A 19,007-nucleotide genomic window follows, 5' to 3' on the forward strand; every position below is an offset into this window, starting at 1 on the left:
TAAAATTTATTAAAAAGGAAGCTTTTCGTTAGAAATATGGGGAGAAATAGGCTTTGCTTTTGCGCCAAAAATATTTTCAAAATCTTTCAGTGTTGCCGGTGTGTTTCCTTCCAATAAGCTGTGATTTTCATCGTCTCCGTCGTTGTCATCGGTGCATGGCAAAGAAGAAGTAGATTCTGACGGTATTGATATTGGTGGCGATTCTTTTGAATGATCGATGCTGGTATCGTTACTGGTTTTTCCATTTTCTGCTGTGGCATGAAGCGATACATCGGTCTCAACGGTCTTTTTCTTAATTTTTTGGATACGAATGACACGCTTCCTTTTTTCCTCAAATTTTTGAATTGAGATCCCCTCTTCGGCAAGATTCGTTTTTAATTGGTTGAGCTTTGCGCTGAGGGCATTTGCGGCTTTCGGAAAATTGGGATCCTTCGGATCAATGCTCTTTTCCTCGGCAATTCGCCGAAATATATCTAAGAGTTCAGATGGTGTTCCCTCCCATTCATCTCGCTCTTCCAAGAGAGTAACGACGCATATCGCAACGACGTTTTCGTAGAGAACTTCCTCATTCTGGCTTTTGATATTTTTTGAATATGCGCTCAAAAATGCTTCTTGGGTATATTCCAACGCCTCCGCAATAGCGCATCCCCAGAGCGAAAAATCCGCCATTCTCGGGGGTTCCGCAATTGATATAGTATTCTTGATTCGTAGTACATGAGAAAGTGCATGGAATATCCCCGAAAGCAATTGGGGACGGAGTGAGTCAAATTTCTTCCAGAGTTCTTTTTCTTGCATTCTGTTTTCCGGTGAAATCCTGTGAAGCTCAAATAATATTCCCCTTTCCATCAGATCTGGCTTTGTCGCAACGAGATTGATACCGTTGATACCAATACAACGTTTGAAAGAAAACATGATGTCATCATCGTCTGTATAGAGCTCTCTTTTTGAGAATCCTCCTCCGGTTACGGCTTTGCAAAACTCATCAGAGATCCATTCCGGCATTTGAGAAATGTTATCAAAAATTATGCACCAGTGGTGTGAGAGTTGTTGGACAAGTTCGGCAATGTTTTTAGGGAAACCGGAAGTTTCGAGAACTGAAGGATCAATAAGCTTTCTCAGAATTCTTGAGAGTGTAGATTTTGCAGAACCTTGAGCACCGTAAATAAAAGGGATTGGGTGGGGAAAGTCAGGAATAAAACACGATACAATCCAAACCAAAAGTATGAGCTTATGGTCGTCGTCATTGATGTTTATGAATTCAAGAAGAAGATTGAAATTTCCTTCAGAAGCAGGCAAGACTTGTGCTTGTTGGTGATTATGGCGTTTAAAAAGAATGGGAGGAGTGTTGAATATGCTCCATCCTTCTTCTGAAATCCTCACTGCCTGCCACTCCTCGTTACAGAGGTCATACCAAAGAACATCTTCATGCCAAGCGACACGGTTCCATAATTTGTGCTGGGGAGAATCAAAGATTGCTTTTGCTTCAATAACATTAAGTGCAGTATTGAGTGCATCAGAATTTGGCGCCTTTTTGTGGGTTTCCCAGTATATTTTCGCGAGCCACTGTTTGAATGCCTTGCTCCTGCACTTCCAAATTTCCAGATGATTTTTTACAGGAAATTGTACATAGGATTCCTTCAGGTCGTCATGGAAGAGTCGGATTCTCGTATCTTTTTCTACTATTTCAAGAAGAAGATCACTTTGCGACTTTTTTTCGCGATTCCCAGAATTTTCTTCAGACTTAAGAGTCCTTTTCTTCAGAATATTTTTTACAACCTTTTGCGTATGCTCATTCTGCATAATGAAAATGAAAAATTAAAAAGTACTCAAAATCTGCACTGCCTCTTTGAAATCGCAGTCGCACATGTATTTCACGAATTGAACTGGAGAACCTCCTTTCTGACAGCCGAAGCAGTAAAAAGAGTTCGTCGCCTCATAAATTTTGAAAGAAGGGCTGTCATCATTGTGCAAAGGACACCTGATTGATCTCCTTGGATTCTTCACCTCAATAAAGTGCTCCACCACCGGCAATATTTGTACTTCCTGAGTCGCGTGATCATAATTTCTTTGCCATTCAGTTGATTTTGGAAGCTTGCTGAATGTTCTTTGATAGAGGTAGCACATGCGATCCAGTCTCTTTTTGAGTACGGGAAGGGTTCTTCCTTCGAGAACCTTGTCAAAAGCCTTCTCACGGAATTCTTGAGCAAAATCGCCAAGGTCAGAGAAAAGATCTGAAAAAATATATTCATCTCTCCTTTTTTCAAGGTACTCAATCTCTTGAGCAGTCCAGAGGATAGAATCTTCAAGATGTTCTTTGACTCCCTCTACTTTCAGAAGTTCATCTTCAATCACTGATTTGTCCTGCACTGGAACGTACTTTGTTGTCATTTTTTAAAAAATAAAATCTCAAAAAGTTGTAACATCCGAGTTGCCTCCTTTTCTGCTTCTGAGTCTTCAAGCGCCACTCCAAACTCTTGCAAGTGGATCTCCTGATATTCCCGAATCATTTCTGGAGAAATCTTCATTTGCTGTCGTACAGATAGTTTTTTAAAGTACGCTGGCTCAAAGAGAGCTGACGAGGATTGATTTTCAACTCGTCATGCCAAAACATTTGAACGGTATCTTGCAACTCATCAGAATCGAGAAAACAGAACTCGACTCTTTTCGGATTACTCCGGTCAAGTTTTTCGAGTCGGAAACCTTCTGCGAGCAAAACGGATCCGAGAACAAAATCACTGGTGCGGTAGAGATTCGACATACGCATTAAGGAAAAATTCAAATCTGTAAAAACACGACCTCTTACCGCCGAAACAAGGCAAGAGTTGGGAAGAGAAATAGCTATGCCTCTATGACACAAAAACCTCCTGAGGCATGACGAAAAGCCACTTCCGCAAGAAGAAGAGTTCTTAAAAAATGAATTGCAACGATTTTATTTGTATTGCAAAGGATATATCCTTACCGATTTACGGTAAGGCAATCGGTAAGACTCACTTATCCAAAAAAACAGGATTGATAGCAAATCCTTCGGCTTTTCCTCCTATTATTACATCTTCTCCTTCAAATGATTCCTTGAGAATACCCTTAAGCTCACTGATATTTTTTTCCATAGTCCCGTCACCATATTGATCACCATTTGCCTGACGAACTTTTGTTAAAAGATCCTCAAAGGAAATTTTTCTCTTATTCTGGTTTTTGGAATATGAAAGGGTCATTGCAAATATTTCATTCCCGTGACCACCAAGTTGCCTTAAAAGACTTCTTCCTCGAACAATTTTTCCAGATTTGCTTCCATAAAATATTTGTTTTTTTAGATTGAGTGTCTCAATTTTTTCATCTTTTTCAAAAAGTCCTTGAGGTACATATGCAAATTTTGCTTTTTGTAACAGTGTTTTTCTGTCCACTTGCATTTTCTTTATTCCGAAAGAAACAATACCCCCAATGCTGACTTGGTTTTCAACGAGCATATCTTTGTCAGAAATGGGGACAAGTACAATTGGGCTGGGTTCTTTTTGTAGATATATCTGCCAATCAGCAGATTCGCCTCTATCTCGAATGAAAAATACATCGACTCCATCGAGAATTCCCAGCAGATAGACCTCTCCTTCTTTTTTGATTTCAAATATTCCTTTTAGCTTCAAAAGTTCGCGCAATTTTTGCAAAAACTTCTCAAGATCAAAGCGCCACCTTTTCATTTGTTCAGGATGTATTCTTAATTTTCCTGTCCCAACGCTACTACAAGTAAAATAAGCTCCTTCTTCATCTCTCTGGACAGGCTCCGCCTTTCTGTCTTCACAATGCCAGCATTCTACTCTATCAATTTCTCCATCCTCAATCAGCATATTTTCCCTTTTGAGAATCTCAAATGTTTTCTTAAGCTTGCCTTCCATGTTCCAAAAATCAAAATATGGGGAAGATTTTTCTTTTAAAAACTGCCAAATATTAGCTTCTAAATCAGTACCCTTAATAATTCCCCAATTTTCAATATATTCCCAACAAAGCTGATCTTCTTCACTCCCTCCAAGGCTACAATAATTAGGGAAACCAAGGCTGAAAGTATGATTCCCTATTATGCCTTCACCTGAAAATTTTACTTGTATCTTTACAGATTGGACAAAAGCATTAGGTGCATAAACATTATGCTTATTCATCATTCCATAAATTTCATTCGGGTCGTCTGTCCCCTCTGCTTTTAATGCAACCATCTCTTTCTTTTGGTATCTGTCCTTAACGCTTATATACTGAAGTTTAATGAATTCTACCTTTCCTTTTGCTTTTGCCTTTTCTTTAAGGGTTGTTCCAAATTGCCTATTCAGAAACTGCCAAAGGGCAAACTGTTTATTTTCAAGTTCGTCATCAAATTCTTTTTCCAGAATGTCTTCCACAAATACTTTTTTTACATCTCTGATCCGTTCCCATTTGTAATGAGTATTGGATTTAAACCATAATTTTCCTTTTTTCGGATAAATCACGAAGAAAAATTCTGATACAGGACGCTCTGTTACATGCGAAATTTCTTCGGTGTCTTCTTTATATTTCGAAATTGTAGCTGGTAGCCCTTCAGGATAGGCAACAAAACAAATTCGATCTTCCTGTATAAATGATTCTACATCGCACTTAATGATGCGATTTTCTTCTTTTTTGAAATGTTTTTTAATCTCGATGGCAAGTTCTTCCTCTTTTTTTTGAATATCCTGAATATTATCAGAAAAATCAATATTCTCTACCTCCCAATTCTTAGAGATATTAACCTTATCCCATACTCTCAATTCATTAAGAAGTTTTCTGTGGTATAAAAAAAGCCACATCACCAGTTCTTCCTCAGCATTATATTGAGGAAGAATTATATTTTGGTTTGTCGCTTCTGTATGAATATCAAGACTCCCCTTATGAGAGCAAAAGTCTGATATTATCAAAAAATCACTCTCAATTATTCGCTGTGAATCTTTATGGAGGGTTTTTATGTACTCCAAAATTTGTTCACTGCTCGTATTATCTGAGAAGGGATATTCAATGCCTTTATTTTTAAAATATTCTGGGAGAAAGTCTTTTGTTCGGTCAATGAACTTTATCCATGGTAGTCCTTTTGCCATATTCGCATACTCATAAAATTGATTGTAATGTACAACTTTTTTTTAAGTCTGCAAAGAACTCACTGATTTTTATTTTTGAGAGGCTTTTTTTCAAATCTGAACAATTCCCAAAGAGGAATCCCAAATCCCCTCGCCAATTTTTGAGAGGTCTCCAAACCAGTATTTGGAGGCTTTTTCCCTTCTATTCTCTGGATGTACTTCAAACTTACGCCTGATTGTTGTGCCAACTTCTCCTGAGTTAGCTCGTTCCGACTGCGTAGAGTCCTCACCTGTTGCCCGAATTGTTGTTGGATAGATTCTTTCACATGTTTATATTCCTCATTACACCTTCTATTGAGAACCAATGATTGTTGGTGTACTATCGCTGGTGCTTATTCTTGGCGTGTATCTTCAAATCCGTCTAAATGGAAAATATTTTTGAAAAAATTTTGAAGGACGGTGAAAGGAAGGGATATTTTCGTCTCCATAACGATGGAACAAAAATTGAATATCTTCCGTCCGGTCACAAGGAAAATCTAAAGGATCCCGAAGAAAAAATCCGTGCCGAATATTATTTTGATCTCGTTGAAAAATATGGCTATCCGGCTACGAATATTGGACTTGAAGTAGAAATGCCAGATCGAACACCTGAACGCTATGCAGACATCGTTGTTTACGAAAATGACTCTCAGACAAAACCGTATATTGTCATTGAGTGTAAAAAAGATGGTATTTCCGACGCAGAATTTGAGCAAGCCACCAAACAAGCGATAGCCAATGCGCGAGTTCTCCATGCTCCGTTCTCAAACTGCGTCGCTGGGAATACTCGGCGCGCTATGGAAACGGCTGTTTGGAATGATAAGGAGCCGGAAAAAGCGACTATCACAGATATTCCGATTTCCTACGGTAAAGTTGAAGAATTTCGCTACAAGAAAGGCGATTCAAAGTCGGATCTGAAGCCGATCGATCAACAAGCCCTAAAGCGAACTTTTCAAAAATCCCAAGATACATTATGGGCGGGTGGCAAGCGTGCACCAACGACAGCATTTGATGAATTTGCAAAAATTATTTTCGTAAAAATTAGAGATGAGAAAAAAGGAAGGAAAGCCGGAGAACCTTATGACTTTCAGATCAAAACCCATGAAAGCGCCGCGAGTGTTTACAAGCGAATAGATAATTTATATCAAGAAGCAAAGATAAAAGACCCTGAAGTTTTTAAAGAAAGTTTGAAAGTTGAGCCAGAGGAGCTTTATACCGTCGTTGAACACTTGCAGAGCATCTCGCTTGATAAAACTGACCTTGACACCAAAGGTGTTGCTTTCGAGCATTTCATGGAGGATTTTTTCAAAGGTAAAAGTGGTCAATTTTTCACTCCACGTAATATCGTAAGCTTTGCTGTCAAAATGATGAGCATAAAGAATGACGATTTCGTGCTCGATCCCGCGTGTGGCTCCGGTGGTTTTCTTCTCCATGCACTCGATGAAATCCGTCGTCAAGCAGACGAATACTATCCACAAGATAAAGAACAATCAGAGACAGGAGAGCACAGACGATATTGGCACGATTTTGCACAAAACAATCTTTTCGGCATTGAAATAAATGATTCCATTGCGCGCGTAGCCAAAATGAACATGATTATTCACGACGATGGACACACTAACGTCATCGGTTTTGATGCGCTCAACGACATTGAGAAAATGACAATAAAAAACCGTGGATTTGCGCCAAATCATTTTGATTTTATCGTTACCAATCCGCCATTTGGTGCGACGGTAAAACGAAGTGAGCATCCATACCTTGAAAGGTTCGTGCTTGCTCAAAACGGCAAGAAAATCCGCGATAACCAAAAAACAGAAATTCTATTTATCGAACGATGTATTGATTTCCTGAAACCCGAAACAGGTCGAATGGCAATAGTTTTGCCGGATGGCATTTTGACCAACTCATCGCTCCAGTATGTCCGCGATTTTCTGATGGAGCGTTGTCAGATTTTAGCCGTCGTTTCGCTTCCGCAATTTGCTTTTACGCACTTCGGCGCGGGCGTAAAATCCTCCCTTGTTTTTGTGCGACGAAAAAGTATAAAGGAAAAACTTGGACGCTATAAAATCTTTATGGCGATTGCCGACCATATTGGGTATGACGCGATAGGGCGCAAAGACTCAAAGAATGATTTGGGCGAGATTTTGAAGCAGTATCTCGAATTTTAAAAGCTATGAATCAAGTAGCAACAACAAAACCGGAAATATTTGAGATATGGAGCGATGAGATAATCGGGCGTATTGATCCTTTCTTCTATCATCCTAAATTCAAGGAACTAACAAAAGTGTTGAAAAAAACGCAAGCCGATCCGTTCGGGAATATTATTGCAACGATTACAAATGGACTCGATTATCGCGATTTTGAAGAAGATGGCATAACGGACTATTTGAGAGTTGCGAATATTAAGCCGTATGAAATAGATTTTAGCGATGTAAAAAAGGTTTCGCTTGTATCTTCGGAAATCAGTAAGGAAATCCAATTACGCAAAGGCGATATTCTTTTGACACGAAAGGGTACATACGGTATTGCCGTTGCTCTTGATCGTGATCTTGATGCAATAATCAGTTCGGAGATTTTTCTCATCCGCTTGAATCGTGACGATATTGACCCCAAATACATAGAGGCATTTTTAAATTCGAGCATAGGTCAAAAGCAGTTTCTTAATCAAAAAGTAGGAGCAATAATGGGCAGTCTCTCGCAGGATGCTGTAAAAAGTATACTTATTCCGCTTCCAGCCGAAGCAGTACAGCGAGAAGTTTTATCTCTTATTCAAAAAGCCTATACAGAAAAGCGAAAAAAAGAGGAGGAAGTTGAAAAAATCCTCGTTTCCATCGATAGCTTCGTTCTTGGCGAGCTTGGGATAGAAATTTCAAAAGGAGGGACAGAAAAGGTCTTTGAAATTTGGAGCGATGAAATCCAAACACGCCTCGATCCCATATATTTACGTGACTACTCAATATTTGAAAACCTCAAATCAAAATATCCGTTTGTAACCGTCTCTGATGTCATTTCTCAACCACCTCAATATGGAGCGAATGAGCGGTCTATTGCGGGTGATCCAGATCAAAATATCCGCTATATAAGAATTACCGACATTGATGAAAATGGGGAGCTCAGAAACAATGACTGGAAAACCGCCGAACATATTGAAGATAAGTATTTTTTACAGCAGGATGATTTACTTTTTGCTAGAAGCGGAGCAACGGCAGGAAAAACATATCTTTATAAAGATCATGATGGTAAAGCAATTTTTGCAGGCTATCTGATACGTTTCAAAATTGATCCCAAGAAGGTTCTTCCTGACTATGTTTTCTATCTTACAAAAACGCGATATTACGCATTATGGAAGAATCTTATTCAACGACCCGCTGGTCAGCCAAATATAAACTCCGAAGAGTTCAAATCATTTAGATTTCCGCTCCCTCCTTTGGATGCTCAAGAGAAAATCACAAATGCTATAAAGTTGTCTTACTCAAAAATACGCACTCTGCGCGCGCAAGCGACTCAAGTTCTGGTAGAGGCGCAGAAACAAGTCGAGCAGATTATTTTTGCATAATACAATCAAAATAAATAGAATCAGAACTCAAGAATAGTTTGAATGAGATATTTCAGTAAAGGCGCAGTATTTTTTCATTGTAATTTTATTTTATGAAAAATATAAAATCTTTTGAAGATATGGATATTAAATCCTCTCCAAGGGAACTTATAGAAGAACTCTTTCGTGTCGTTCTCTTCGAAAAGAGCAAAAAAGAAAAATTCTTTTACTTGTCATTACTTTTAGAGGAAATATTCGGTTCAGATTCACTTGATAGGATTTTAGAAGATATTATCAGTGCTGAAGATGAAAATGGTGAAAATCCATTACAGAACTGTAGAAAATCTTCTTCTCGAGACATTAAATTGAATAATATTTTCGAAGGAGTCATAAAAATAGATAACAAAAATCAGGCACAGGACTGTACTACCCAAAAGCCAGAAGACATTGATTTGTATAAAAGGATTTATCGTGAGGTGGAGGTACATAAAAAACAAATAGTAACATTTTTGGTATTCATTAAGGTATTTCCAAAAGATGCAGAGATTTTCTGGGATTTGTTGGTGGATCGGCTATATCAAGAATTTTATCGACCGTAATATGAATACCTTTAAACAATCTGCGATTGAAGTCTTGAAAAAAACAAAGAAGCCTCTGCATTATAACGAAATTACAAGGTTAGCTTTGGAATTAGGGCTCCTTGAAACTGAAGGATCAACGCCAGAAGGTACGATGAATGCTCAAATTGCGATGGATATTAAAAATAAATGTGCCGGATCTGATTTTCTCAGAACAGCGCCTGGGACTTTTTCTCTCAATCCGCATAAAAAAGAAATCAAAGAAAACGCCAAAATTATTGAGGTAGAAAAGCAGGAAGAAGAAAAAATTGTTGTTGCTGGCGGGTTCACTGGAAAAGGAGGTGAACATTTAGTTTGTAGCGAGCTCCTTTTTCGTGGCTTCAATGCAAGCATCATGAGTGTGGATGTGGGCATGGACATCGTAGCGGTAAAAGATAATCAGTTGTTTGGCATTCAGGTCAAAACATCAAACCTCAATCGCTTTCACACCTATACTTTTGATATTCGTAAAGTGTCTTTTGAAAGGCACAGTAACGGAAATGTGTTTTACATCTTTGTTTTGCATGGCGAAAAACAGAACCGTTTTTTGATCCTGCCATTTCATGAAGTAGAGAAAAAAGTTCACGAGAAAGCGATATTAGAAATCTTGAGCGGAACTCGTTATCGCGTAACCATCAAATTTCGAGAAGGGAAAATTTATCTCGGCAATATGGATCATGAAATGCGATATTTTTTGGACAACTGGGGACTCATAAAATAAGTGAACACGGTGAAGAGAGTGAACACTTATTCACCTTCAGAATTTTGAGGTGATTTTTATGCCATTCATGGGTTAGGATAAATTCATCTTGTTTCTCTTATGCAAGAACACGACCATACCCACGATCATACACATGGAGTTGTAGATGCCACTCTCACGACCTCAGCTCGTGGTTTATGGGCTATTAAATGGTCATTTATCGGTCTTGCGATAACAGCGCTTCTCCAAAGCATTGTGGTAATTATTTCTGGGAGCGTCGCTCTCCTCGCTGATACGATTCATAATTTTGGCGATGCGGCGACGGCTCTTCCACTCGGAATTGCTTTTCTATTTTCTCGAAGAAAAGCGACTTCTCGTTTTCCTTACGGCTATGGACGAGTGGAAGATCTCGCAGGACTTATCATTATTTTGATTATTTTTCTCAGCGCAGTAGTGGCGGCTTATCAGGCAATAGATCGTTTTTTTCATCCACAAACAGTAAGCCATTTGGGAATGATTATCATTGCTTCTCTCGTTGGTTTTTTGGGGAATGAATTGGTAGCGATATTCCGTATTAAGGTTGGAAAAGAGATCAAGAGCGCCGCTCTTATCGCAGATGGATATCATGCGCGCGTTGATGGCTGGACGAGTCTTGCCGTTCTTTTTGGCGCGCTTGGAATTTGGTTTGGTTTCCCTCTTGCGGATCCTTTGGTGGGTTTGGGGATCACCATCGCCATTTTCTTTATTGTTTGGGATTCAGTAAAATCGGTTCTCTTCAGAAGCTTGGATGGTATCGAGCCAGAAATAATTCACAAAATTGAGCACGTTGCAATGGGAACAAAAGGTGTCCATTCTGTAAAAAGCGTCAAGGCGAGATGGGTAGGGCATCGGGTGTATACTGAAATAGCGCTTGAGGTCGATCCGAAAGGAAGCTTTCAGGAAATTGAGAAAATCACAAAAGAACTCAAGCACCAACTTCATCACGACATTTCCTATTTGGAAAAAGTCGTCATAGAGCTGGTCTCTTGAAAAAAGCGAATACCTTAAAAAAATATTATGAGATAAGAAAGAAAGTTCGGATAACGCCCAGTCGGGGGAGCCATTCAGAAAATTTCGGGTCAAACAAAGCGTTTGCCGTCTTTTTCTCGTGCAAGTCAAATGCTTGAATTTTATTTTCAACGTTCGCATTAACGGCTCCATTCAGCCCTTCTTTGATGAGTACGTCAAAGGGTTTTCGAAGCGTAAAGTTCAGTTTTCCCTCTTTCAAAAAAATGTGCGAGCTCATGGATTTGAGAATTTCGCGTTTTGTGTGAATAGTTCCGGTTTTGAAGACAAACCTCGCTTTGGAAGCCATATTCAGGAAATTTTCGGTTTGTGCGACCCAGTCGGTATTGTTTTTATTGAGTGATTCCAGCTTTTTCATGACTTCACCGAGTTTCGCTTCCAGCTCATTTTTCTTGTTGGCGAAAAGCTCCGCGTCGATCTCGCCATTCAGGCGCATTTCCACCAGTTTATCCATTTTCCCACGAGCCAGCTTGTGATCTTTCTGCAAAGCGGTCAAAGAATGGTACTGCATGATGCTATTTTGAAAATGCTCGGATTTAAGCGTCTTAATACAATAGTCATAAACCGCCTCATCCATGCTCAAGCGCGACAATAGTGCATCAACCTGCTCTTCAAGGTCACTCAAAGCCACAGAAACTTTCGGCCTGCCAGTGCCATGATTAAGTTGAGCGCAAGCCTTACCGCCACGCTTTTTACCCGTACAGTGGGCATATGCGTGATTTTTCACATGCTGAAAAGTTTCCTTGTTCAAAAGTTCTTCACAGGCTACACAACGCGTCGGAATGCGTAGAGAACTTGAAGCCGTCATCCAGCGATTGCATTTATAACAACGATATTTCACTTTTTCCTCACAAACCACCGAACCTTCGCAATAACCACATCTTATCATTCCGGCAAAAACAAACTCCTTGGTTTTTGGACGGGCAAAATGCGAAAGTCCTTTTTCTTTCAAGATTTCCTGCACTCGATAAAACAGCTCTTCACTCACCATCGGCGGATGACTGCCCTGAACAATCGCATAATCCTCAAAAACTTCACCTTTGATCTCATTCTTCAGAATCATCTCCTTAATATCCTGCAAAGACTTAACTCCCTGCTTTTTCCCAACCTGCATTTTGCCGATAAAGAAAACATCGCGAAAAAGATTGTAATAGGTATTAATCCCGACAAATGAGCCTTCGGGAGTCGCTTTGGTCGGTCTGGCACGAAGCCCCATTTCTTCGGCTTTTTTCTTGATGGCAGGCATACTGTAGGTTCCAGTAGCGAAAAGTTCCCATAAACGTTTGAGAATCTCGAATCTCACAGGATCTTTATCCACCCACTTTTTGCCTTTTCGGTCGCCACAGTTCAAATAACCGATTCTGGCCCAACCGATCCAGTTTCCATCCCTGATTTTGCTCTTCAGTCCGCGCACAACGTTCACGCCTTTCTGGTCATTTTCCAGCTTCGCATTCGCGACCGCCTGCACCAGCATGTATTTATGGAACGGTTCATTTTTGAATTCCTGCGAGGGTGTACGCACCTGCTTGATTTTGCCTGACTCCAGAAGAGAAATAATCCGCTCAACATCGCCTCCGTTTCTGGAAATACGGTCAAGGGACCAAACCAAAATACAATCAAATTTGCGATTCTCCGCCTTTTCGATCAAATCATTGAAAACCATTCTTTGGCCCGATTTCTTCGCGGAATAACTTTCCGTCAGCGTTTCCATAACCTGAAATTTTTCATCGGGAGTTCGGGCATATTCGTTAAAACGGCTAATAAAATTCTTTAATTCCGTTTGTTGGTCATCAAGCGACTGCACTTGTCTTTCATCGCTTTCCGAGGATTTGCGGCAATAGATGACTGTTTTCTGCATATATATCTTATAAGTTAAGGACACAATGCGCTAAAGAACTGGAATAGCTAGTGGATAAGCGAAAAATCAGACTTCATCCTCCCAACGTTTGTTATTCAGCCAATTCACGGGATACGGAATAAATTTGCCGTCACAATTTTCCCATTCTTCCGAAAAACGCTGTCTTTGTAATGTGGTCATGATTTTTACAAAAAGAACCGAATCCAATTCCAGAAATATTTTTCTACAGGTCTGTTTATTGATTTTTCTCGGATAATCATGCCAAAAAGTTTCAAATTGATTTTCATTCATTTGTGAATTGAGAGCCGTCAAGGCTCCATCTCCAAGTGTCTTTTGTTTAACAGTGTGTTTTGTTACAGTTTCTTTTGTATGTGTCGATTTGGACAATCTCGGTTGTCGTTTCTGATAAAGGCAATTGTCCATTGTGATAAACGTTGTCCCTTTTGACAATATCTCCCATTGCGTAGGTATGCCGTTAATCCTGTATTTATTGTCAGTTTTGACAACGATTCGATTCCGCTGAAGCGAGCGCAAAGCCCTGCAAACATTCGGTTTATCAATGCCGGTCATTTTCACAAACTGCGAAAGAGCAATCCAGTCCTGCTCCTTATTCCAGCCCGAAGTTTTACGAAGTATCACAAAAAAGACTCTGGCCTTTTCGGTAAAGATTCTGGACCGCGCCATCTCTTCCAGTATTTCATTCGGTATTTTGGTAAATCCGTCCTGCTCCATGTGTATCTTCGGTTAATGTTTAGAAACTGTCAGCATGAAGCAGAACCTTGGCCTTTTTCACGGCCAGAATAAAATCCTGAACCCTGACATTGCTGTTTTGCCAGAAAGCCTCGACTGCATCCGTAAGTTCGTGCGAATCCTCGAAAAAGAACAGACATTTATTTCTGTTCTGCTTGTCGATGGCTTTCACCTCGAAACGATTGGCAATAAGCCAAACAAAAAGGTACCAGTCCGCCGTTTGAAAGTATGAGATTTGCATATTCATGTGATAAAAAATTAAGAAACTTGATTGATGGCAATAAAAAATCGCGTCAGATTGAAATGGATTTCCCACAACTCCTGATCGGTCAATTCACACCTGTATTTAGGCTCAAAAAAAGCACGCAAATCCTTCTTTTGCGTTTCCGTAAGTTCGCCTGCTTTTAATTGTTCATGTGTATCCATGGCCGAAACGAATATGTATCGTCACGGCCATTTTCTGTTTTTAAGTCCCAACTTTCACCGACACGGAACCGACATTTTCCCGACATGCGCTTCAAGCCTCCACAAAAACACTGTCATTTGAGAAGTGAAAAATCTTATTCCCAAGTTTTCGGTTCAAACGCTCAAAGAGCTTATCGAGGCTTCGCTTGTAATTGAATGAACTGCGCCAATCCGCACAAACTGTGCTTTCACCCAATAAATCAGCCAACTCTTCATAGGTGAATTTCTTACCTCTGTTACCAAGGATGAATCTCGCCAACCTTGCCGATTTGATCCCGATTTTAACGATCACATTGTCTTTCAACCGAACTTCATTTTTCGTAAAATCAAGAACAATCCCTTCATATTTCTGCATATCGGCAGAAAAAGTCTCAAAGCGTTTTATCCTGTTCGATTGTAAATAGCCATCCAGTTTTGCCCTATCTTTGATGAAAAAACGCAAACCGCGCCAATTCTCCCAAAGCAAGCCTGCCTGAGGCGTGTAGTAATATTCTTCTTCAGGCTCAAAATCCTCACCGTCCCCCAGATAAACCGTTTTTGACTGGATCGAAAGCTCCTCCATAATGCGCTTAGCATCAATCCCTGTCTGTAAAAATAACGCCCACAACTCGGTTTCATTCAGACCAAAATGGCTTTTGAAAAAAGGAACCGCTTGCTCAAACTCCCACAAAGCCTCAAAAACCGCCTCACGTTTCGCAACACCATGATAATCGGCCACAACCGCTCCAAACGGAGTAAGTCCTCTCAAATCGCCTGATTTTCCGTTCAACGGTTCCATGTGTATGTACATATGTATGTAGATCTTGTCTTTACACCTAAAGGCTCAGCAAATCAGCCAAAGCCTTGGTGGGATCTTTAAAAGATTCGGTTTGGATTTTCTGCATGTATTTGCGGTTGCGCGATTGCAGGTAGAACTTCACGGCATTCAGATCGCCACGAACAATAATCGCTTCCGCCAGCCTATCCTCTGCAATTATCCCGATCTCAACATCCCGAATCTGGTCTGCATCCTGCGCAAATTCTGGGTCACTGCTTTGCCAACGATAAAAAGTTACGGGATTGATGCCTGCTTCTTTGCATGCCAAAGTCACGATACCTTTACGTTTCTGCAAAAGTTCAAGAAATGCCTTCTTATCGCCCTTTGTAGCTTTTTTGCCTTGCATGGTCGCCGTGTTACAAGTGTTGCAAGTTTCAAACAAAAAAAGACACGTTGGCTCCGCCCTTCCGGACGAATATGTGTCTTTAAAGACTGAAACTTACCAGCTAATTATACCGATTTGGAACAGGTGGGCAAGGGAATCATGTTATGAAGCAGGAACAACTTCATCATTCACTTTTTGTTCAAGCAATTTATTAAGCTCTTCATAAGTATTTTTCAAATCATCTTTGTAATTCGCTGTATAATTGGCAGTTACAACCTGTCTATCTTGATCTTGATAATTTTTAGCTTTAATTGCGGCATTGTTTTCTTTCCAATAAGTGGCCAATCTATCTTTATCCAATACCTTGGTAAATTCGCCGAGATGAGGCACATATTTAGTTTCATGTGACTCTCCATAAGAATGCGTAAAATTTATAAGTAAATAATCCAAAAAGTGCATGTAATTATTCGCGTTTTTTTCGACATTGAAACAAAATCCTAATAAATAATCATTCATTGCTTTCTGAATCCCTTTCTCATCCTTTTTCCCATCCAGATCGTAATACCCACAACCTATGCCTTGATTAATATAAATATTCCCAAGTTGATAAAGGATAAAGGCTTTAAGTCTGGATTTTAATGAAAGAAACAAAGAATCAATAGTTGTTATCTCTCCAGATGTTACTTTTGACTGAACATAATTTAAATAATCACCACATACCTTCTCCATTGTCAAACCATCGATTTCATCAAATATATTTTTCTCTTTATCTATAAAAAGTGATTTAAATATCTGAAAAACCTTCTGAGATAGCTCACGCATTTCTTCTGTTACAATTTGGCTTATTTTCCCCTCAGTTGGAGCCTGTAGATCGCCATGCTTCGAAAGAGCTCGTGATAAGTTAAAAATATCTCCTCCACGATCAGAACAACATCGCAGCCTAAATAGTAATAAATCATAAAGACCAGCAATGCCTCTACTTTCATCACATAAAACATTTAAAATGTCATTTCCGGAATGAGAATTTTCACCAAAAATCCAATCTGCAATTTTAATGACGTTTTCATCAGTATTATGTGAAGAATGCTTACCTTCTTTATCCGTCCAACCAACTTGCTCAAGAAGTTTTACAATAAAAAATATTAATGTATTACGAAAACCAATTCCCTGACTCTCTATTTCAAGAAGAGAATGTTTTGGTAAACATTGCAGTGCATAGGTTATTACTTCCTTTGATTTTTCAGGCGTATATTCCTGACTCGGAGTATTGACTAAAACCCGCCATAGTTGCTCATGAGTCGTTTCCCTATATTCAGAAGAAAACTCTTTTTTAGAAAGAACATCTGCGATTTTCGCATTAGATAGAACTTCGTCCTTAATTTTGACATAAAATTTATATTGATCAGTCTGCAATGGTCGAAAAATTTTGGTTATTAGATTCAAATATTCCTCTAAATTTCTTCCTCCGGAACTCCAAAGCGATCCGTTAAAACATGCATACGAGGTTTCCATTTCCCGCGTAATCTGATTCATATTAAAACCTCCATTTGCAATTTTTAATCTCTCCTTAACACTAAAGATTTTATTCAAAATGAACTTTTGATTTTCAGTTAGCGCTGTTAAATATTCACTATATTGTTCTGAATTTTTATATGTCCCCTGTCCTTGCCCATATTCGTAAATTACAGAAAAGAATCCATTTTTGCGGCCAGTTTCAGTATTATAAATCTTTCTAAAAATATTTGGATAATTGATATAGATGAGCAAAAGGAGGATCAAGTCCTGTTTATCAAAATCGGTATTATCGAAGTCGGTTTTTTCAACCTCAAGAAGCAAGATTGTATTTATTAACCTTTTTATTTTTCGCGCATCTCCAATAAACGGTAAATAACAATAAAAGTCTTCTGCTTTTAAAATGTCTTTTAAACCGTCGACTGCCTTTGAAACCAATACCGGATCAGCCAAACGATTTTTCGAGATGGAATCACTTTTATGTTCAGTAAAATAGTGAAATAATTTTTCATTATCTAAAAATATACTGGTTTTTACATTCACAAACTTCTCCAAAAATTCGATAATTTTTTCTGTATCAAAATCTTTTCTTTCAAGTGCAGAAATATTTTCAGTGTCATAACACAAAACATAGGACAAATTAGGCAGCGTAAATGATTTTTTTATTACAAAAAGAACTTCTTTGATCGAGGAAAAATTCAAACGGTCTAGATCGTCCACGACAATGACTATTTTCTTATTCAAATTCAATAAAACTGTTTCAAGTCTCTCAAATATTTCGTCAATGGATTCACATCCTAACGGAATATCTAAACTTAATCCAAGAAAAGAGAAAGACACCTTTGGATCCTTCAAATATCTTTCATATTTCGACAGCAGCGTCTCAAGTTCGGGAGCAAACACATTACTCTTTATTTCCCGAACAAGCCCATTAATAAACTTCTCAAGCAAATTATTTTGGCTTTCATACCTCAAAGGATCGAAGCTATAAACAATCATTTGATCTTTATATTTTTCACTCCAATATTCTTTGCAAAAATTGACAAACGTTGACTTGCCCGTACCCCAAGGAGCATCAATGCCGAAAACTAAACTATCAGATGAGCCCTGATTAAAAACTCGCTCTGCAAATTGCTGAGCCTGAGGAAGAAATCCGAAACCATCATCCTCTTTAAATCTTCCTTCTTTATCACTCATAAACAGTGAATCTGGATCCTTTTTCTTTAAAAATCTTATTTGGATTTTGCGCATTAAAATTGCGACAACCACAAAAAACGGCAGGAAAAGAATGGCTCTCAATTCTTCCCAAGATAACCATCCCATCACTTTTGAAAAATTATTTATACCAAATCCACCAAAAACATACGAAATATATACACCAACACACAACAGAATCAGCAAATCGATCCTCCAACTAGTCAATAGCACCTTTGCGCTTAGCCACAAATCCTTTCTAAAAAGAAAATAAAATAATGTGCAAAGATATGCTATACAAAGCCACCAAACCCAATTTAATCCACTGTTTAATTCAACCAAGTAAACAAATCTTTCACCGATTATTTTGGATATAAAGATTGTTTCTGCTAATAAAATACCCGTAAGAATCGCTTTAAAACGAGTTGAAAGATTTATGGCCGTAAATGTAGATTTTGCAACTTTACTCATATTAATTTTTAAAAACCCCCTGCATTAGACTATTAAAATTCGCTTCAAGCTGCTCGGATTGCTTGAGCATTTGCTGTTTAATCAATTCAATTTTTAAAAATACTGCAGAATACTTTTTTTGGAGCTGAATGTCAGGCTTCATTAATTCGATTTCTGAAAAACTACTTTTGCTTAACATACCCTTCATACTGTTAGTAGATGCCTTCTGAAATAGTTTTTTCCCAAACAAAATCTGTGAATACAAAAAACTTTGATCAACATCGCCATTAGGAACAATCGCATTGATCTGCTGGTTAAAAGCGACTTCTCTGTCCGACATACCAACATTGCCAATACAACTTAAACTTCCAGCAATGCAAGTCACCAACACAGAACCACTAGGTACTGTTCTAGCCTTCTTCAAGCCTAATTCTGATACAAACTCTTTTGCTTTGGTTAAATAGTGAGACTCAGTAGTGGGCGGTTAAATCTCTGGTAACTGAGCCTGTTCTAGGGAAACGTGATCGAGGTTTTGCAAACGATCTTCAGAAAACAGCTTAGCTAAGGGCATTTTATCAAATGGAGAAATACTTAAAATCTGTAGAATTTCG

At 38.8% G+C, this 19,007-nt stretch carries 18 protein-coding genes and 1 pseudogene; 5 read left to right on the top strand and 14 right to left on the bottom strand.

Annotation, left to right across the window (positions count from 1 at the left end):
* Positions 1-9 precede the first annotated feature (9 nt).
* From HZA38_03035 to HZA38_03060, 6 genes are all read right to left on the bottom strand, one after another.
* Positions 10-1,800 (bottom strand): hypothetical protein, encoded by a 1,791-nt coding sequence (locus HZA38_03035; protein MBI5414466.1) that lies wholly within the window; start codon positions 1,798-1,800, stop codon positions 10-12.
* A gap of 15 nt (positions 1,801-1,815) precedes the next feature.
* Complete coding sequence (locus HZA38_03040) at positions 1,816-2,388, bottom strand: hypothetical protein (protein ID MBI5414467.1); 573 nt, start codon at positions 2,386-2,388, stop codon at positions 1,816-1,818.
* Complete coding sequence (locus HZA38_03045; protein MBI5414468.1) at positions 2,385-2,525, bottom strand: hypothetical protein; 141 nt, start codon at positions 2,523-2,525, stop codon at positions 2,385-2,387. The genes HZA38_03040 and HZA38_03045 overlap by 4 nt, the downstream gene beginning before the upstream one ends.
* The gene (locus HZA38_03050) at positions 2,522-2,758 is read right to left on the bottom strand and encodes a hypothetical protein (GenBank protein MBI5414469.1); all 237 of its coding nucleotides are present in this window, start codon (positions 2,756-2,758) and stop codon (positions 2,522-2,524) included. Before HZA38_03050 ends, HZA38_03045 begins: the two co-directional genes overlap by 4 nt.
* Before the next feature lie 229 nt (positions 2,759-2,987).
* Complete coding sequence (locus HZA38_03055; GenBank protein ID MBI5414470.1) at positions 2,988-5,090, bottom strand: hypothetical protein; 2,103 nt, start codon at positions 5,088-5,090, stop codon at positions 2,988-2,990.
* Positions 5,091-5,149: 59 nt separating this feature from the next.
* Positions 5,150-5,395, bottom strand: coding sequence for a helix-turn-helix transcriptional regulator (locus HZA38_03060; GenBank protein ID MBI5414471.1), 246 nt, complete (start codon positions 5,393-5,395; stop codon positions 5,150-5,152).
* A 123-nt stretch (positions 5,396-5,518) separates the two neighbouring features.
* On the opposite strand from HZA38_03060, the gene HZA38_03065 reads away from it, so the two are divergent.
* From HZA38_03065 to HZA38_03085, 5 genes are all read left to right on the top strand, one after another.
* Positions 5,519-7,276: an N-6 DNA methylase gene (locus HZA38_03065; protein ID MBI5414472.1), complete on the top strand. Its 1,758-nt coding sequence runs from the start codon at positions 5,519-5,521 to the stop codon at positions 7,274-7,276.
* Positions 7,277-7,281: 5 nt separating this feature from the next.
* Positions 7,282-8,664 (top strand): restriction endonuclease subunit S, encoded by a 1,383-nt coding sequence (locus HZA38_03070; protein ID MBI5414473.1) that lies wholly within the window; start codon positions 7,282-7,284, stop codon positions 8,662-8,664.
* Between the two features lie 92 nt (positions 8,665-8,756).
* A complete protein-coding gene (locus tag HZA38_03075; GenBank protein ID MBI5414474.1) occupies positions 8,757-9,242 on the top strand; it encodes a hypothetical protein in 486 nt (161 codons plus the stop codon).
* Position 9,243: 1 nt separating this feature from the next.
* On the top strand, positions 9,244-9,981 hold the full coding sequence (locus tag HZA38_03080; GenBank protein ID MBI5414475.1) for a hypothetical protein: 738 nt from the start codon (positions 9,244-9,246) through the stop codon (positions 9,979-9,981).
* A 99-nt stretch (positions 9,982-10,080) separates the two neighbouring features.
* On the top strand, positions 10,081-10,989 hold the full coding sequence (locus HZA38_03085; protein MBI5414476.1) for a cation transporter: 909 nt from the start codon (positions 10,081-10,083) through the stop codon (positions 10,987-10,989).
* A 25-nt stretch (positions 10,990-11,014) separates the two neighbouring features.
* On the opposite strand, the gene HZA38_03090 is transcribed toward HZA38_03085, so the two are convergent.
* The 8 genes and pseudogenes from HZA38_03090 to HZA38_03125 form a co-directional block, all read right to left on the bottom strand.
* Entirely contained in the window at positions 11,015-12,883 is a 1,869-nt protein-coding gene (locus HZA38_03090; GenBank protein MBI5414477.1) for a recombinase family protein, read from the bottom strand.
* A gap of 66 nt (positions 12,884-12,949) precedes the next feature.
* Positions 12,950-13,615: a replication protein gene (locus HZA38_03095; protein ID MBI5414478.1), complete on the bottom strand. Its 666-nt coding sequence runs from the start codon at positions 13,613-13,615 to the stop codon at positions 12,950-12,952.
* 19 nt (positions 13,616-13,634) lie between these two features.
* A complete protein-coding gene (locus HZA38_03100) occupies positions 13,635-13,880 on the bottom strand; it encodes a hypothetical protein (protein ID MBI5414479.1) in 246 nt (81 codons plus the stop codon).
* Between the two features lie 11 nt (positions 13,881-13,891).
* Positions 13,892-14,059 (bottom strand): hypothetical protein, encoded by a 168-nt coding sequence (locus tag HZA38_03105; protein ID MBI5414480.1) that lies wholly within the window; start codon positions 14,057-14,059, stop codon positions 13,892-13,894.
* A 91-nt stretch (positions 14,060-14,150) separates the two neighbouring features.
* Positions 14,151-14,876 carry a hypothetical protein gene (locus HZA38_03110; protein ID MBI5414481.1) on the bottom strand — a complete coding sequence of 242 codons (726 nt, stop codon included), beginning with the start codon at positions 14,874-14,876 and terminating at the stop codon, positions 14,151-14,153.
* A 37-nt stretch (positions 14,877-14,913) separates the two neighbouring features.
* Positions 14,914-15,297, bottom strand: a complete 384-nt coding sequence (locus tag HZA38_03115; GenBank protein ID MBI5414482.1) for a hypothetical protein — start codon at positions 15,295-15,297, stop codon at positions 14,914-14,916.
* A 105-nt stretch (positions 15,298-15,402) separates the two neighbouring features.
* Positions 15,403-18,417, bottom strand: coding sequence for a P-loop ATPase (locus HZA38_03120; GenBank protein ID MBI5414483.1), 3,015 nt, complete (start codon positions 18,415-18,417; stop codon positions 15,403-15,405).
* 1 nt (position 18,418) lies between these two features.
* Positions 18,419-18,832 (bottom strand): annotated as a pseudogene (locus HZA38_03125) (restriction endonuclease subunit S).
* Between the last annotated feature and the right edge of the window lie 175 nt (positions 18,833-19,007).

This window comes from Candidatus Peregrinibacteria bacterium (assembly GCA_016220175.1).
Classification (GTDB): domain Bacteria; phylum Patescibacteriota; class Gracilibacteria; order CAIRYL01; family CAIRYL01; genus JACRHZ01.

What these genes read in the sequence shown, in the direction of transcription:
- HZA38_03035 (MBI5414466.1), bottom strand. Translation starts at nt 1,800, where the DNA reads ATGCAGAATGAGCATACGCAAAAGGTTGTAAAAAATATTCTGAAGAAA.
- HZA38_03040 (MBI5414467.1), bottom strand. Translation starts at nt 2,388, where the DNA reads ATGACAACAAAGTACGTTCCAGTGCAGGACAAATCAGTGATTGAAGAT.
- HZA38_03045 (MBI5414468.1), bottom strand. Translation starts at nt 2,525, where the DNA reads ATGAAGATTTCTCCAGAAATGATTCGGGAATATCAGGAGATCCACTTG.
- HZA38_03050 (MBI5414469.1), bottom strand. Translation starts at nt 2,758, where the DNA reads ATGTCGAATCTCTACCGCACCAGTGATTTTGTTCTCGGATCCGTTTTG.
- HZA38_03055 (MBI5414470.1), bottom strand. Translation starts at nt 5,090, where the DNA reads ATGGCAAAAGGACTACCATGGATAAAGTTCATTGACCGAACAAAAGAC.
- HZA38_03070 (MBI5414473.1), top strand. Translation starts at nt 7,282, where the DNA reads ATGAATCAAGTAGCAACAACAAAACCGGAAATATTTGAGATATGGAGC.
- HZA38_03075 (MBI5414474.1), top strand. Translation starts at nt 8,757, where the DNA reads ATGAAAAATATAAAATCTTTTGAAGATATGGATATTAAATCCTCTCCA.
- HZA38_03080 (MBI5414475.1), top strand. Translation starts at nt 9,244, where the DNA reads ATGAATACCTTTAAACAATCTGCGATTGAAGTCTTGAAAAAAACAAAG.
- HZA38_03085 (MBI5414476.1), top strand. Translation starts at nt 10,081, where the DNA reads ATGCAAGAACACGACCATACCCACGATCATACACATGGAGTTGTAGAT.
- HZA38_03090 (MBI5414477.1), bottom strand. Translation starts at nt 12,883, where the DNA reads ATGCAGAAAACAGTCATCTATTGCCGCAAATCCTCGGAAAGCGATGAA.
- HZA38_03095 (MBI5414478.1), bottom strand. Translation starts at nt 13,615, where the DNA reads ATGGAGCAGGACGGATTTACCAAAATACCGAATGAAATACTGGAAGAG.
- HZA38_03100 (MBI5414479.1), bottom strand. Translation starts at nt 13,880, where the DNA reads ATGAATATGCAAATCTCATACTTTCAAACGGCGGACTGGTACCTTTTT.
- HZA38_03105 (MBI5414480.1), bottom strand. Translation starts at nt 14,059, where the DNA reads ATGGATACACATGAACAATTAAAAGCAGGCGAACTTACGGAAACGCAA.
- HZA38_03110 (MBI5414481.1), bottom strand. Translation starts at nt 14,876, where the DNA reads ATGGAACCGTTGAACGGAAAATCAGGCGATTTGAGAGGACTTACTCCG.
- HZA38_03120 (MBI5414483.1), bottom strand. Translation starts at nt 18,417, where the DNA reads ATGAGTAAAGTTGCAAAATCTACATTTACGGCCATAAATCTTTCAACT.